The sequence below is a fragment of the Micromonospora salmantinae genome (assembly GCF_022230905.1).
In the GTDB taxonomy this organism is placed as follows: Bacteria; Actinomycetota; Actinomycetes; order Mycobacteriales; family Micromonosporaceae; genus Micromonospora; species Micromonospora salmantinae.
In genome coordinates this window covers 92,754-106,517 of sequence record NZ_JAKKFG010000004.1, presented here as the reverse complement: position 1 = coordinate 106,517, position 13,764 = coordinate 92,754, and the positions used below count along the sequence as shown (strand labels likewise).

General features: G+C 72.6%; 16 protein-coding genes. 7 read left to right on the top strand and 9 right to left on the bottom strand.

The window, feature by feature from the left end:
* Positions 1–39: 39 nt before the first annotated feature.
* The 5 genes from PSH03_RS03055 to mug are packed head-to-tail and all read left to right on the top strand — an operon-like array spanning position 40 to position 3,662.
* Positions 40–960 (top strand): TIGR04222 domain-containing membrane protein, encoded by a 921-nt coding sequence (locus PSH03_RS03055; protein ID WP_238688179.1) that lies wholly within the window; start codon positions 40–42, stop codon positions 958–960.
* The gene (locus tag PSH03_RS03050) at positions 957–1,775 is read left to right on the top strand and encodes an MbnB/TglH/ChrH family RiPP precursor modification enzyme (protein WP_210784978.1); all 819 of its coding nucleotides are present in this window, start codon (positions 957–959) and stop codon (positions 1,773–1,775) included. The genes PSH03_RS03055 and PSH03_RS03050 overlap by 4 nt, the downstream gene beginning before the upstream one ends.
* Positions 1,772–2,317 carry an SCO6045 C-terminal-like domain-containing protein gene (locus tag PSH03_RS03045; RefSeq protein ID WP_238688178.1) on the top strand — a complete coding sequence of 182 codons (546 nt, stop codon included), beginning with the start codon at positions 1,772–1,774 and terminating at the stop codon, positions 2,315–2,317. The genes PSH03_RS03050 and PSH03_RS03045 overlap by 4 nt, the downstream gene beginning before the upstream one ends.
* Positions 2,302–3,063 (top strand): SDR family oxidoreductase, encoded by a 762-nt coding sequence (locus tag PSH03_RS03040; RefSeq protein WP_238688177.1) that lies wholly within the window; start codon positions 2,302–2,304, stop codon positions 3,061–3,063. The genes PSH03_RS03045 and PSH03_RS03040 overlap by 16 nt, the downstream gene beginning before the upstream one ends.
* Entirely contained in the window at positions 3,060–3,662 is a 603-nt protein-coding gene (mug, locus tag PSH03_RS03035) for a G/U mismatch-specific DNA glycosylase (protein WP_372494701.1), read from the top strand. The genes PSH03_RS03040 and mug overlap by 4 nt, the downstream gene beginning before the upstream one ends.
* A gap of 12 nt (positions 3,663–3,674) precedes the next feature.
* On the opposite strand, the gene PSH03_RS03030 is transcribed toward mug, so the two are convergent.
* From PSH03_RS03030 to PSH03_RS03020, 3 genes are all read right to left on the bottom strand, one after another.
* Positions 3,675–5,651 (bottom strand): ABC transporter ATP-binding protein, encoded by a 1,977-nt coding sequence (locus PSH03_RS03030; RefSeq protein WP_238688433.1) that lies wholly within the window; start codon positions 5,649–5,651, stop codon positions 3,675–3,677.
* 114 nt (positions 5,652–5,765) lie between these two features.
* The gene (locus PSH03_RS03025) at positions 5,766–6,533 is read right to left on the bottom strand and encodes an enoyl-CoA hydratase/isomerase family protein (protein ID WP_210784981.1); all 768 of its coding nucleotides are present in this window, start codon (positions 6,531–6,533) and stop codon (positions 5,766–5,768) included.
* A 46-nt stretch (positions 6,534–6,579) separates the two neighbouring features.
* Positions 6,580–6,807, bottom strand: a complete 228-nt coding sequence (locus PSH03_RS03020) for a helix-turn-helix domain-containing protein (protein WP_007462679.1) — start codon at positions 6,805–6,807, stop codon at positions 6,580–6,582.
* Positions 6,808–7,023: 216 nt separating this feature from the next.
* Here PSH03_RS03020 and PSH03_RS03015 point away from each other — a divergent pair, with 216 nt between their 5' ends.
* Entirely contained in the window at positions 7,024–7,551 is a 528-nt protein-coding gene (locus tag PSH03_RS03015) for a cadmium resistance transporter (RefSeq protein WP_238688176.1), read from the top strand.
* A 128-nt stretch (positions 7,552–7,679) separates the two neighbouring features.
* On the opposite strand, the gene PSH03_RS03010 is transcribed toward PSH03_RS03015, so the two are convergent.
* Complete coding sequence (locus PSH03_RS03010) at positions 7,680–9,284, bottom strand: ABC-F family ATP-binding cassette domain-containing protein (RefSeq protein WP_210784983.1); 1,605 nt, start codon at positions 9,282–9,284, stop codon at positions 7,680–7,682.
* Between the two features lie 263 nt (positions 9,285–9,547).
* On the opposite strand from PSH03_RS03010, the gene ypfJ reads away from it, so the two are divergent.
* Positions 9,548–10,471 (top strand): KPN_02809 family neutral zinc metallopeptidase, encoded by a 924-nt coding sequence (gene ypfJ / locus PSH03_RS03005; protein ID WP_238688175.1) that lies wholly within the window; start codon positions 9,548–9,550, stop codon positions 10,469–10,471.
* Positions 10,472–10,538: 67 nt separating this feature from the next.
* Here ypfJ and PSH03_RS03000 read toward each other — a convergent pair whose 3' ends face one another.
* The 5 genes from PSH03_RS03000 to PSH03_RS02980 all read right to left on the bottom strand — a co-directional run bounded on the left by PSH03_RS03000 (position 10,539) and on the right by PSH03_RS02980 (position 13,621).
* Positions 10,539–10,898 carry a YybH family protein gene (locus PSH03_RS03000; protein WP_210784985.1) on the bottom strand — a complete coding sequence of 120 codons (360 nt, stop codon included), beginning with the start codon at positions 10,896–10,898 and terminating at the stop codon, positions 10,539–10,541.
* 64 nt (positions 10,899–10,962) lie between these two features.
* On the bottom strand, positions 10,963–11,262 hold the full coding sequence (locus PSH03_RS02995; protein ID WP_210784986.1) for a muconolactone Delta-isomerase family protein: 300 nt from the start codon (positions 11,260–11,262) through the stop codon (positions 10,963–10,965).
* A gap of 95 nt (positions 11,263–11,357) precedes the next feature.
* Complete coding sequence (locus PSH03_RS02990; protein ID WP_210784987.1) at positions 11,358–12,005, bottom strand: acVLRF1 family peptidyl-tRNA hydrolase; 648 nt, start codon at positions 12,003–12,005, stop codon at positions 11,358–11,360.
* A 134-nt stretch (positions 12,006–12,139) separates the two neighbouring features.
* Positions 12,140–12,772 carry a LysE family transporter gene (locus PSH03_RS02985; RefSeq protein WP_238688174.1) on the bottom strand — a complete coding sequence of 211 codons (633 nt, stop codon included), beginning with the start codon at positions 12,770–12,772 and terminating at the stop codon, positions 12,140–12,142.
* A 258-nt stretch (positions 12,773–13,030) separates the two neighbouring features.
* Positions 13,031–13,621: a TIGR03086 family metal-binding protein gene (locus PSH03_RS02980; protein WP_238688173.1), complete on the bottom strand. Its 591-nt coding sequence runs from the start codon at positions 13,619–13,621 to the stop codon at positions 13,031–13,033.
* Positions 13,622–13,764: the final 143 nt, after the last annotated feature.

Below are 13,764 nucleotides of genomic sequence, written 5' to 3'. Positions count from 1 at the left end.
CAATGGGGCCGCCGATCCCTCCGGTGACAGGAGCAGTCGATGAACGTCCACGCCGCGTCCGGCGACACCTGGGGCATCTCCGGCCCGACCTTCCTCCGGTACTACATCGCGGCGGCCATCCTGGTGGTGGCGATCGCGGCGTACTACCGGATCCGCCTGCTAACCGCCCCGGCGCACCCCACCCTCGATCCACTCGGAGCGCAGCAGGTCGCGTACCTCAACGGTGGCCCTCAGCTCGCGGTACACGCGGCGCTGGGCGGGCTGCGCGGCAGCGGCGCGGTCGGCGTACGACCGGACCGCCGGCTGACCACCGTCGGTGCCGCGCCGACCGGGCTCACCCCACTGGATCAGGCCATCCACTGGGCCGCCCACCAGCACTCCCGGGTCCGGGACCTGCCGCAGGACGAGCGCGTACGCACCGCGTTGGATCAGATCCGCAACGGCCTGGAGCAGCGTGGACTGCTGACGAACGACGCGCAGCGTGCCCGCGCCCGCCGCTGGAGCCGGTTCCTGCTGGCCCTGCTGGGCCTCGGCATGCTCCGGCTGATCTCCGGCCTGTTCAGCGGTCGCCCGGTGGGTTACCTGCTGCTCACCCTGGCGGTGCTCCTCGGCGCCGCCCTGCTGCTGGGCCGGGCACCCGTCCGCACCCGGGCCGGTCGCGCCGCCCTCCGTTCCGTCCGCGGCGAGCACACCCACCTCGCGCCGGCCTCCGCGCCCGCCTACGCCACCTACGGGGCGGCCGGCGCGGCGATGGGCGTGGCCCTGTACGGCACCGCCTCGCTCTGGGCTCTCGACCCGGGCTTCGCCGAGCAGGCCGAGATTCAGCGCCAGGCCCTCTCCGGCAACGGCGGATGGACGGGCGGGTCCGACGGATCGTCCGGTGGCGGAGGCGACAGCTCCGGTGGGGACGGCGGCGGTGGAGGCGGCGGGTGCGGGGGCGGCGGCGGGTGCGGCGGATGACCGGCCCGTCCGGGGTCGGTATCGGCTGGCGTCCGGAGATCGCCGGCTTCGTGGCCGAGCTGCCCGGCCTGCGTTTCGTCGAGGTGGTGGCCGAGGGGGTGCCCGCCTCCGGGCCGCTCCCGCCCGGCCTGACCCAGCTACGGGACCACGCGGTGACCGTCGTACCGCACGGGGTTCGGCTCTCCCTCGGCGGCGCCGAGCCGGTCGACCCGGCCCGGGTCGCCCACCTGGCCGCGGTGGCGCAACGCCTGGACGCCCCGCTGGTCAGCGAGCACATCGCGTTCGTCCGGGCCGGTGGCCTGGAGGCCGGCCACCTGCTGCCGCTGCCGCGCAGTCGGGAAGCCGTCGACGCGGTCTGCGCCAACGTGGCGCGGGCGCAGGCGGAGCTTCCGGTGCCGATCGCGCTGGAGCCGATCGCCGCGCTTGTCGACTGGCCCGACGACGAGTTGACCGAGGCGGAGTTCCTCACCGAGATCCTCGACCGGACCGGGGCACTGCTGCTGCTGGACGTCGCCAACGTGCACGCCAACGCCCGCAACCGGGGCGCCGACCCGCTGGATCTGCTGGACCGCCTGCCGCTGGAACGGGTCGCGTACGCCCACGTGGCCGGCGGCGCCGAGCACGGCGGTTTCTACCACGACACCCACACCGACCCGGTGCCGACAGCGGTGTTGGAGCTGGTCGGCGCGCTCTGCGCCCGACGGCGACCGCCCGCGCTGCTGCTGGAGCGCGACGGCCACTACCCGCCGGCCGCCGACCTCCGCGCCGAACTGGACGCCCTGGCCGCCGCCGCGGGCTTCCCGGCCGTGACATGACGGGCGCACCGGACGGCGAATCCGTGTCCACGCCCCGTGCCGGGCTCGCCGAACGGCAGGCCGAACTGGTCGCGGCGCTGGTCGCCGGAGGGCCACCCCCGCCGGGGTTCGCGCCGGGACCGCTGGCCGCCACCCGCACGGCCCTGCTGCGCAAACGGGCCGGCGAGGTGGCCCGGCACTGGCCGCTGCTCGCCGCCGGCCTCGGCGCCAGGTGGTCGACCACCTTCGCCGACTGGGCCGCCCGGCGACCCACCGCCGGATCGCTGCGCGACGGTTGGGACCTGGCCCGGGCGCTGCACGCCCAGCAGGCGCTCCCCCCGGCCGCCGCCGAGGAGTTGGCCGTCCGGGAGGCACGCCTGCGCTACGACGGGCTTCGGGCGCCGCGTCCGCGCCGGACGCCGGCGGTGGGCCGCGCCGGCGGCGCCGTCGCGGTGCAGATCGCCGGTCGGGTACGCCTGCTGCGCCCCGCCCCACGGGCATCCAGCCCTGCTGGCGACGCCGTACCGGATGCGGCAGGATCGGCGTTATGGATCTCGGACTGACCGACCGCGTGTACGTCCTCACCGGCGCCTCCCGCGGCCTGGGTTACGCGACCGCCCAGAGCCTGGTCGCCGACGGTGCACGGGTGGTGCTCTCGGCCCGCGACCCGGACGCGGTGGCCGCCGCCGCGAAGCAGCTGGGTGGCCCGGAGCACGCCGTCGGGCTGACCGCGGACCTGACCGACCCGGAGAACCCGGGGCAGCTCGTCGCCGCCGCCCAGGAACACTTCGGCCGGCTCGACGGCGCGCTGATCTCGGTCGGTGGGCCACCGCCGGGCAACGCCGCAGCGGTCACCGACGAGCAGTGGCGGCTCTCCTTCGAGACCGTCTTCCTGGGCACCATCCGCACGGTCCGCACGGTCGCCAACGCCCTGCCCGAGGGCGGCGCGATCGGGCTGGTGCTCTCCACCTCGGCGCGTGGCCCGGTGCCCGGTCTCGGCATCTCCAACGGTCTGCGGCCCGGCCTGGTCGGTGCCGCCAAGGACATCGCCGACGACTACGGCCCACGGGGGGTCCGGGTGGTCGGCCTGTTGCCTGGCCGGATCATGACCGATCGCAACCGGGAGCTGTTCGGAGCGACCGGCGACCCTGAGCGGGCCCGCGCCGAGGCGGAGGCCGGCATCCCGCTGCGCCGCCTCGGCGACCCGGCCGAGTTCGGCCGGGTGGCCGCGTTCGTGCTCTCCCCCGCCGCGAGCTACCTCACCGGGATCACCCTGCCGGTCGACGGCGGCGCGCTGCGCGGGCTGTGACCCGCGACGGGGCCCGAGCTGCCCGTGACGTGACACCGCCCGGGACGGCCCGGCCGTCCCGGGCGGACCTGGCGGCGGCTGCGGACCGGACCATTCCCGACGTGCTCGCGCCGGGGCTGGCGGTGCTCTTCGTCGGCATCAACCCGGGCCTGTGGTCGGCCGCGACCGGATGGCACTTCGCGCGACCCGGCAACCGGTTCTGGCCCGCGCTGCACCGGGGCGGGTTCACCCCTCGGCTGCTGCACCCCAGCGAACAGGACGACCTGCCCGCGCTCGGGCTCGGCATCACCAACATGGCCGCCCGAGCCAGCGCCCGCGCGGACGAACTGAGCACCGAGGAACTCCTCGACGGCGCGGCGATCCTGACCGACAAGGTGGCGCGGTACCGGCCGCGCTGGGTGGCCGTGGTGGGGGTGACCGCGTACCGGATCGGTTTTCAGCGGCCGAAGGCCACCTTCGGGCCGCAGCCGGAGTCGCTGGCCGGCGCCCGGCTGTGGGTGCTGCCCAACCCCAGCGGCCTGAACGCGCACTTCACCCCGGTCACCCTGGGCCTGGCGTTCGCCGAGTTACGGGCGGCGACCGAGCTACCGGCCCTATGATCGACGCGGCCGTCAGTTGGCGGCGGCGGGCGGCAGCACCTCGTCGGCGCGGTAGGTGCCCAGCGGCATGACCACCGGCTCGGGACCGGTCGCGTCGACGAACGGGGTGGGCGAGTCGGCGACCGCGAACTGGGTGCGGTACAGCTCGGCGTAGAGCCCACCGACCGCCACCAACTCCTCGTGCCGCCCCCGCTCGACGATCCGCCCACCGTCCAGGACCAGGATCTGGTCGGCGTCGCGCACTGTGGAGAGCCGGTGCGCGATCACGAGCGCGGTACGCCCGGCCAGCGCCACCGACAGCGCACGCTGCACCGCCGCCTCGCTCTCCGAATCCAGGTGTGCGGTCGCCTCGTCGAGGATCACGATCGACGGGGCCTTGAGCAGCAGTCTCGCGATCGCGATGCGCTGCTTCTCGCCGCCGGAGAACCGGTAGCCGCGCTCCCCCACAGTGGTGTCCAGGCCGTCGGGCAGCGCCCGAACCAGATCGGCAACCTGCGCCCCGGCCAGGGCGGCCCAGATCTCGTCGTCGGTGGCGTCCGGCTTGGCGTAGCGAAGATTCTCGGCGATCGTCTCGTGGAACAGGTGCGAATCCTGAGTGACCACACCGATCTCGTCGCGCAGGGAGGCGAGCGTCGCGTCGCGCACGTCCACCCCGCCGACGAGCACCTGCCCGTCGCTGACGTCGTAGATCCGGGAGATGAGCATCGACAGTGTCGACTTGCCCGCCCCGGACGGGCCGACCAACGCGACCATCTGCCCCGGCTCGACGCTGAACGAGACCCCCTTGAGCACCGGTTCGTTGACGGTCCGGTCGAGCGTGGCGACCTCCTCCAGGGAGGCGAGGGAGATCTCGGCGGCGCTCGGGTAGCGGAAACGCACGTCGCGGAAGTCGACCCGGCCGGCGCCCACCGGCACCGGCACCGCATCGGGCTTCTCCACGATGCCCGGCTTGAGGTCGAGCACCTCGAAGACCCGGTCGAAGGACACCAGCGCGCTCATCACGTCCACCCGGACGTTGGAGAGCGCGGTGAGCGGCCCGTACAGGCGGGTGAGCAGCAGCGCGAGCGTCACCACGGTGCCGGCGCTGACGCCGCCGGTCACCGCGAGCCAGCCACCGAGACCGTAGGTCAGCGCCTGCGCCAGTGAGGCGACCAGCAGCATCGCCACGAAGAACGTGCGGGAATACATGGCGGACTGGATGCCGATGTCGCGGACCCGCTCGGCCCGGTCGCCGAACCTGCGGGCCTCGATCTCGGGCTGGCCGAAGAGCTTCACCAGCAGCGCGCCGGCCACCCCGAACCGCTCGGTCATTGTCGCGTTCATCTTGGCGTCGAGGTTGTACGCCTCGCGGGTGATGTCCGCCAGCCGTCGGCCGACCCGGCGGGCCGGAATGATGAAGATCGGCAGCAGCACCAGTGACAGCGCGGTGATCTGCCAGGAGAGGGTGAACATCACCGCTGCGGTGAGCACCAGCTGGATGACGTTGCTGACCACACCGGACAGGGTGGAGGTGAACGCCCGCTGGGCGCCGAGCACGTCGTTGTTGAGCCTGCTGACCAGGGCGCCGGTCTGGGTACGGGTGAAGAACTGCAACGGCATCCGCTGCACGTGGTCGTAGACCCGGGTGCGCAGGTTGAAGATGATGCCTTCGCCGATGCGGGCGGAATACCACCGTTGGGCCAGCGACAGCAGCGCGTCGGCGACCGCCAGCGCGGCGATGAACAGGGCCAGCCGCACCACGAGCCGCCCGGCCTCGGTGCCGCCCCGGTTGATCGCGTTGATCACGTCACCGGCGAGCACCGGGGTGGCCACGCCGATGACGGCGGCCAACACCACGGTGGCCAGGAAGACGATGATGTCGCGCCGGTAGGGGTGGGCGAAGGCGACGATGCGGCGGGCTACCCCGCGCTTGAGCCGGTGGGTGGAGACCTCGTCGCGGTTGCGCATCGACCGGAGCATGCTCCACCCGGCCATGCCACCGCCGGACATCGGGTTGGACATCGCTCACCTCCGGGTTGCCGGGCAGACCGCATCGTCAGGTCAATTCTCCCGACGAGTGTGACAACCCCGCTCGTAACCCGGATCTCCCCGTGCGGTCCTTACCTATTCTCCCCTGCCGGCGAGGTCACGCAGCCGACGGGTCTGCGCCTCCCGCTCGGCGCGCTGCTGGTCGGCGTGCGACCGGCCGGCGGCACCGGCGAGCAGCGCTTTGATCTCCACCACCGCGTCGCGGGCCCCGGAGAGCAGGCCGGCGGTCAGGTCCCGCACCGCGCCGTCCAGCTCGGCCGGGGGTACGACAAGGGTGGCCAGCCCGATCCGATCCGCCTCGGCGGCGTCCAACCGGCGGCCTGTCGCACAGATCTCCAACGCCCGCGAATAGCCGACCAACTCGACGAGGCGTTTCGTGCCGGCCAGGTCGGGCACCAGACCGAGGGTCACCTCGGCCATCGACAGCTTCGCGTCCGCGGACAGCACTCGCAGGTCACAGGCGAGCGCGAGCTGGAAGCCGGCACCGATCGCGTGACCCTGCACGGCCGCGACGGAGACGACATCCGGCCGGTGCAGCCAGGTGAAACCGCCCTGGAACTCCGCGATGCGCTCGGCGCACTCCTGCTCGGGCAGCGTGGCCAGCTCAGCGAACGACCCCGGGCCGGAGGCGCCCGCCACCGCGAGATCGAGGCCGGCCGAGAACGCGCGACCCTCGCCACGGACCACCACCACCCGCACGTCGCCGGGCAGGTCACGGGAGAAATCGCTCATCGCTCGCCACATCGCGGGCGTCTGGGCATTGAGCACGTCGGGCCGGCACAACGTCACCGTGGCGACCGGCCCGTCGCAAGTCAGCCGAACCCCGGTCGCCTCGGCGGTCACCGGACGTCCCGGGGCGCGGCGCTGGTGGACGACGCTGAGGGGCGGGTCACGCCTTCTTGCGGCGCCGGGCGCCACCGCGCTGACGCAGCTGCACGCCGGACTCGGTGAGCACTCGGTGGATGAACCCGTAGGAACGGCCGGTCGAGGCCGCCAACGCGCGGATGCTCTCCCCCGAGGTGTACCGCTTTACCAGGTCCTTGGCGAGCGTCTGACGCTCGGCTCCGACGATCCGGCGACCCTTCTCAGTGCTGGTGGCTGTGCCAGTGGCTGCCATGCTGTGTCCTCACGTCCCAGACTGTGCGGTTCGGATACGGTCCCACCTATTAGACCGCCTCGAACGATCATGCGCCAGATATCAACTCTTCGCCAACCGACACGCTATGCAATGTCAGCTTCCCGATAGAGTGATCCTGGCGATCCGGCCCGCCGCGGCGTCCGCGCGTACCACTGCCGGGAGCTCGCGGCTGCCGGCGGCCCGTAGCCTTCGGTCGTGATCGACCTGTTGAGCACCGCCGGCGCAGCGGCCGTGGTCTTCGCCGCCACCGACATCGACGACATCGTCATTCTGACGCTGTTCTTCGTCGCGGCCCGCACCACCGGCCAACCCCGCACCTGGGAGATTGTCGCCGGACAATACGTCGGCATCGGTGCGCTCGCGTTGGCCAGCGCGGTGATCGCGGGTGGACTCCTGGTGGTGCCCGACCCGTGGACGGGGCTGCTCGGCCTGCTTCCGATCGCGCTCGGTGTACGCGCGCTGCGCAGTTCGGGCGACGACGAGGCACCGCCGGTCGTCACCGGAGCGCTCGGCGTGGCCGGGGTGACGATCGCGAACGGCGCTGACAATGTCGCGGTCTACGTACCCGTCTTCCGGGCCCTCGGTGTGGCCGACAGTGCCGTGTTCCTGCTGGTCTTCGTGCTGCTGATCGCGCTCTGGTGCGTGGCCGGGGCCTGGCTGGGCGGGCACCGGAGAGTGGTCCGGCTGGTCGAGCGCGCCGGGTCGCCGGGTGGGGTGCGCTGACGTGGACCCCGCCCGCCTGGCTGGTGCCGACGATCTTCATCGCCATCGGGCTGGTGATCCTGGTCAGCTCCGGCGTGCTCGGCCGACTGGCCGACCTGCTCGACTGAGAGCCGACCGAGCCTCCTGGGTCAGGCCAGCTCCACCAGTTCGAGAAGGTCGTCGCTCCACGCGTCCTCGTCGCCGTCGGGCAGCAGGATGGCGCGGTCCGGCTTGAGCGCCAGCACCGCACCCGGGTCGTGGGTGACCAGGACGATCGCGCCGGGATAGTTGGCGATGGCGTCGAGCACCTGCTCCCGGCTGACCGGGTCGAGGTTGTTCGTCGGCTCGTCGAGCAACAGCACGTTGGCGCCGGAACAGACCAGAGTGGACAGGGCCAGCCGGGTCTTCTCGCCGCCGGACAGCACGCCGGCCGGCTTGTTCACGTCGTCACCGGAGAACAGGAACGCGCCAAGGATCTTGCGCAGGTCGGTGTCGGACTGCTCGACGGCGGCGGCGCGCATGTTCTCCAGCACCGTGCGCTCCACGTCCAGCGTCTCGTGCTCCTGGGCGTAGTAGCCCAGCCGCAGGCCGTGCCCCGCGTGCACCTCGCCGGTGTCCGGGCTGAGCAGCCCGCCGAGCATCCGCAGCAGGGTCGTCTTGCCGGCGCCGTTGAGCCCGAGGATGGCCACTCGGGAGCCCCGGTCCACCGCCACGTTGACGTCGGTGAAGATCTCCAGCGATCCGTACGACTTGGAGAGGCCGGTCGCCGTGAGCGGGGTCTTGCCGCACGGCGCGGGACTGGGGAAACGCACCTTGGCCACCCGGTCGGAGACCCGCACCTCCTCCAAGCCGGAGATCAGCTTCTCGGCGCGGCGGGCCATGTTCTGCGCGGCAACGGTCTTGGTGGCCTTGGCCCGCATCTTGTCGGCCTGCGCCATCAGCGCGCCGGCCTTCTTCTCCGCGTTGGCCCGCTCCCGGCGGCGACGTCGCTCGTCGGTCTCGCGCGCCTCCAGGTACGCCTTCCAGCCCAGGTTGTACACGTCGATGACCGACCGGGTGGCGTCGAGGAACCAGACCTTGTTGACCACCGACTCCAACAGCGCGCCGTCGTGGGAGATCACGATCAGGCCGCCCTTGTGGTTGGCGAGGAAGCCCCGCAACCAGGTGATCGAGTCGGCGTCGAGGTGGTTGGTGGGCTCGTCGAGCAGCAGGATGCCGCCACCGTTCTCGCCCGCGTCGCGGAACAGGATCCGGGCCAGCTCGATGCGGCGACGCTGACCACCGGAGAGGGTGCCGATGGTCTGCGCGAGCGCCCGGTCCGGTAGGCCGAGGTTGGCGCAGATCCGCGCGGCCTCAGCCTCGGCCGCGTACCCGCCGAGGGCGGCGAACTGGTCCTCCAGTGCGCCGTACCGACGGACCAGCTTGTCGTTGGCGTCCTCGGCGAGGCGGGCCTCGACCTCCTGCATCTGCGCCATCAGCACGTCCAGGCCGCGCGCGGAGAGCACCCGGTCGCGGCCGGTGACCTCCAGGTCACCCGTGCGCGGGTCCTGCGGCAGGTAGCCGATGGCACTGCGCTGGTCGATCTGGCCGCCGTACGGCTGCCCCTCGCCGGCGAGCACCTTGAGCGTGGTGGTCTTGCCGGCGCCGTTGCGGCCGACCAGGCCGATCCGATCACCGGGCTGCACGCGCAGGGTGGTGTCGGACAGCAGGATCCGGGAACCGGCACGCAGTTCCAGGCCGGTGGCAGTGATCATGTTTGCGGGCTCGCTCTCGGGGTTCGGAAGGCTGACTCGGGGCACGCGAAACCGCCGGCGGGCTCAAGGGGCCCGACGGCGCGGGGCGGTTCAGCCTTCGCAGCGCAGCACCCGACAAGTGTACCGGGCGCCGCCGGACGTCCTGCCCGGATTACCGATCAAGATCATCGGGTATCGGAACGCCTGTCCGGACCCCGTCCGGCACTCGATGGACGAAACGACACACAAAAGACATTCACCGGCATACGGCGATCGGGGTCACCATGGAACTCAACGAGCGGGCCGAAATCGACACCTCCCAGGTCAACGACGTGGGCCGCGGTGGCGGATCCGGCGGCGGCTTCGGCATCCCGATCCCCGGAGGCGGCGGTCGAGGCGGCATCATCGGCATCGTGGTGGCCGTGCTCATCGCGCTGCTCGGCGGCGGCTTCGGCCTCAACGCCATGACCAACGGCGACGAGGGCGGCGGTCAGGCCGGCGGCACCGACCTGGAACAGCTGTGCTCCCGCGACAACCCCGACCGGCTCGACGACGCGCGCTGCCGTAACGCGCTCTACGTCAACAGCATCCAGGCCTACTGGCAGAAGGCGTACCCGGAGTTGGGCAACGAAAAGTACGAGGCGACCGACACCAACTTCTTCCAGGCCGCCGTTAACACCGGTTGCGGGCAGGCCGACTCGGGCGTCGGCCCGTTCTACTGCCCCGCGGACAAGCAGGTGTACATCGACCTGAGCTTCTACGACGAGTTGGCCTCCCGGTTCGGCGCCAAGGGCGAGTTCGCCCAGCCGTACGTGCTCGCCCACGAGTACGGCCACCACGTCCAGAACCTGCTCGGCACCAACGCGAAGGCCGGCCAGGGCGACCAGAGCGGCCCCCGCTCCGCCTCCGTACGGCTGGAGTTGCAGGCCGACTGCTACGCCGGCGCCTGGGCCAGGCACGCCACCGAGAGCAAGGACAAGACCGGCCAGGAACCGCTGTTCACGTCCATCACCCAGACCGACATCAGCGAGGCCGTGCAGGCCGCCGAGGCGATCGGCGACGACAGCATCCAGGAGCGCTCCGGCGGGCAGGTCAACCCCGACCAGTTCACCCACGGCACGTCCGAGCAGCGCAAGCGCTGGTTCACCCAGGGCTACGACCGCGGCGACCCGAAGACCTGCGACACCTTCGGCACCGACCAGCTCTGACATCCGCTCCGTGACGTGGCAGGTCCCTCGGGCCCTGCCACGCGTCATTCCTGCCGACGCTCGCGGGTCAGGTGAGCCGCGAGACCTGGTAGTGGCCGATGAGCCAGTCGTCGTCGACCCGCCGCAGGAGCACGCCGAGGTTGACGGTCAGGGCCGGCCGGTCGGTGAAGCCGAACTCCACGTCCAGGTAGCCGAGGACCACGTCGTCGGCGAGACGGCGGATCTCCCGGATGTCGTACGCGGCGGTCAGGCCGAGCGGCTGTCCGGCGTAGTACGCGGCGACGCCGGCCCGACCGACCGTGTACGGCTGCAACCCCTGAAAGATCGCGTCGTCGGTGAAGCACGCAGCGACCCGATCGGGCTCGTGGGCGTCGACAGCCGACTTCCACCGGTCGAGGACGGTACGCAGAATCTGCGCCTCGGACATGTTGATCTCCCTGCTGACGGACGTGTCCCATGGCGTGCTGTCGAGCCGGCATGCCCTCGCGGGCTCATCGAGGCGGCTGACCCGGGTCGTTCGGGTGCGGCGTCAACGGCGTGACGGTCTCGCGCCGCCAGGCGCGCAGCGGCATCGACGCGAGCACGGCCTCCAGCTCGTCGGCGTCGGCGGCCTGGAACAGCCCCCACGTACGCCACTCCCCCGGCGCCAGCGGCGGCCGCCACAGCCGCAGAAGGCTGCCCTGGGCCGTCAGCTCGGCCGAACGCGCCGCCTCTCGCGCGCGCATGTCGGCGACCCCGTCCTCCGACGTTCCCCGCGGCACCGTCGTCACCATGTCAACCAGAAACTCCACGCGCCCATCCTCCGGCGGCCGGCCGGGCAGCACGCCAGGAACCCCGTTTCGGGTGGCGATCGTCTCCCCTCCCACGCCGCCAGCGCAGGCCGAGGTCAGTCGGGGTCGCGCACCCGGATCCGTACCGCCCGGGCCGCACCCACCGCCGCGACCAGCACCGCGTGCCGGGGCTCCGGCACGTCGAGCAGCCGCTCCGCCCGCAACGGCACCAGCGGGGCCAACCGCCGGTCGGCCAGCACCCCGTCCACCGCCCGCCGGTCACCGCCGCAGACGAGGGCCGCCAGCCTCGACGCCTCCGGCAACAGCAGCCGTACGGCCAGGTCCGCCGCGTCACCCAGCGCCGCCTTCGCCTGGTTGTCACGCCGGCGGGCGAACCGGTGCTGCGACCATCCCCCCGCAGCGGTGCGCCCCTGCACGTACCGGGTGTCCACCTTGGAGACGACGAGGTCGGCGCCCTCGGCCACCCCGAGCGCCACGGCGCCCTTGCGGGCCAGCAGCAGGCCGATCCGGCGGGGCATCACGGCGGAGGCCACGAACCCGGCCACATCCACGCCCGCCGGCGCACCCGGTGGGGCGTACAGCTCGGCGGTTGCCCCGTCCGGGGCGGCGAGCAGCAGGCCGTACTCCTGGGCGCTGGTGGTGGGCGGGCCGTGCCGGTCGGCGAAGCCCTCGACCCACCGGCCGACGCGGGCCGGGTCGACCTCGACCCACCGGCCTCCGCCGGCTGCGGGTCGACTGGTCATCGCCCGACCGTACGGCACAGCGGACCCACCCGGGCCCCCGGGCGGGTTCGCGGGCCCGGCCGGGCCACGCCGCCGACCCGGCGCGGTCGGGCCTCGGTCGGGTGGCTGAGCCGTCGGATGGTTGCCGTGACCGTTCAGCCTGGCAGTAGCGCGGCCACCGCCAGCGCGGCGATCAGCGCGCTGGAGACCAGGCCGGTGACCAGTCTGCCGCGCGGCCCGGTCAGCGCCCGGCCGACCACGGTGCCACCGCCGGCGACGACCAGTTGCCAGCTCGCCGACGCCAGGAACACCCCGGCCACGAAGAGCGCCGCCGGGACCGTGCCCGAGTCGGCAGTGTCCCGGCGGCCGAGCACCAGGGCGGTGAAGTAGAGCACCGTCATCGGGTTCAGCAGGGTCAACCCGAGCAGCGCCGCGTAGGCCCGCCCCGGAGTGCTCATGCCCCCACCGTCGCGTGCCGTCGGCTGTCGCTGTGAGCGGTGCGCGGACCACGTCCGCCACAGGCCGTGCCCGGCGAGACCGAGCAGGACCACGGCGGCGACCACTCGCAGTGGCCCGGCGACCGGCGCGATGATTCCGGCCAGGCCGGCGCCGCCGAGCACTGCCACCAGCGCGTAGAGCCCGTCGGCCGTCGCCACGGCGAGCGCCGCGGCCGCACCAACCCGGAACGAGGTACGGGCGCTGAGCCCCAGGATGAGGATCGCGATCGCGCCGACGGGAATGGCGACGCCGTAGCCGGCCACGAGACCGGCGAGGAACGCCCCGCTCACGACGGCGGGCGCGGGATCGAGGCGGGCCGGGGCCTGGTGCGCTGTCGACGCACGGCAGTGGCCGCACGGACAGGAACCTGCAACGGGTACGCCTCAATCACACGCGCATCCTCCGCGCCGGACCCGCGCCCCGCCACCGATTTTCCCCGCGCCCCGCGCCAATCAGGTTGTAGTGGCCTCGGTGTGTCGTCGAGGCCACTACAACCTGATTGAGCGTGATCTTGGAGTGTTCAGGGCAGATCAGTGACGCACTCCGGGTCAGCGGGGGTCGCGACCGAGGTAGGAGAGCAGGGCGGCGACCTCGTCGGCCTCCGGAGCGCTGTCGATCGCCGGGGCGTACGCGCCGTAGGCCCGCAGCGGCTCGACGATCTGCCGGGCCACCGCCAGCAGAGGTCGGGCCAGGTCGGCGGTGAGTGGGGACGGCTGGCCGGTGGCCACCGCGATGTCCCAGGCGTGCACTGCGGCATCGAGGGCGCACGCCACGGCGCCGACCTCGGCCGGCAGCTTGCCCTGGGGCAGCGGCGTGGGCACCTCCGGGTCGTCGTCGGCGACACCGTTCCAGGCCCGAGCGGACGCGTCGAGGGCGGCGCGCAGGCCGGCGAGCTTGTCGCCGTCAATCCGACCGGAGGGCGCGAACGGGTCCTCCGCGGGCCCTGGCCCGCCGTCGATCGCCGCCGCGAAGGCGAGTTGGTCGCCGACCGCGTGCTGGAGCACCTGGGTGACGTTCCACCGCTCGCACGGGGTGGGCCGTTCCCAGGCGTCGACCGGAACCCCCTCGACTGCCGTCCGAAGCGCCTCGTGCGCCTCTTCCAGCACGGTCCGCCACTGCCCCGCCGCCGTCTCGCTCATCGTCCTGCCCTCTCTGCCGGCTTCCAGCGAGCTTCCCACCCGCTTACGGAGCGGAATATTCCGCTCCGTTTGATGAGTTCAGTCTAGCAGACCGGAACGATCCGTTCCACTACTTTCGGGCTGGACTGGAAACGCGTCGAGCG

Excerpts from the sequence above, each read along its gene's own strand:
- PSH03_RS03000 (WP_210784985.1), bottom strand. The coding sequence starts at position 10,898 with ATGTCCGAGGCGCAGATTCTGCGTACCGTCCTCGACCGGTGGAAGTCG.
- PSH03_RS03030 (WP_238688433.1), bottom strand. The coding sequence starts at position 5,651 with ATGTCCGGCGGTGGCATGGCCGGGTGGAGCATGCTCCGGTCGATGCGC.
- PSH03_RS03045 (WP_238688178.1), top strand. The coding sequence starts at position 1,772 with ATGACGGGCGCACCGGACGGCGAATCCGTGTCCACGCCCCGTGCCGGG.
- PSH03_RS03040 (WP_238688177.1), top strand. The coding sequence starts at position 2,302 with ATGGATCTCGGACTGACCGACCGCGTGTACGTCCTCACCGGCGCCTCC.
- PSH03_RS03050 (WP_210784978.1), top strand. The coding sequence starts at position 957 with ATGACCGGCCCGTCCGGGGTCGGTATCGGCTGGCGTCCGGAGATCGCC.
- PSH03_RS03020 (WP_007462679.1), bottom strand. The coding sequence starts at position 6,807 with ATGGCAGCCACTGGCACAGCCACCAGCACTGAGAAGGGTCGCCGGATC.
- PSH03_RS02990 (WP_210784987.1), bottom strand. The coding sequence starts at position 12,005 with ATGACCAGTCGACCCGCAGCCGGCGGAGGCCGGTGGGTCGAGGTCGAC.
- PSH03_RS02980 (WP_238688173.1), bottom strand. The coding sequence starts at position 13,621 with ATGAGCGAGACGGCGGCGGGGCAGTGGCGGACCGTGCTGGAAGAGGCG.
- PSH03_RS03055 (WP_238688179.1), top strand. The coding sequence starts at position 40 with ATGAACGTCCACGCCGCGTCCGGCGACACCTGGGGCATCTCCGGCCCG.
- ypfJ (WP_238688175.1), top strand. The coding sequence starts at position 9,548 with ATGGAACTCAACGAGCGGGCCGAAATCGACACCTCCCAGGTCAACGAC.
- PSH03_RS03010 (WP_210784983.1), bottom strand. The coding sequence starts at position 9,284 with ATGATCACTGCCACCGGCCTGGAACTGCGTGCCGGTTCCCGGATCCTG.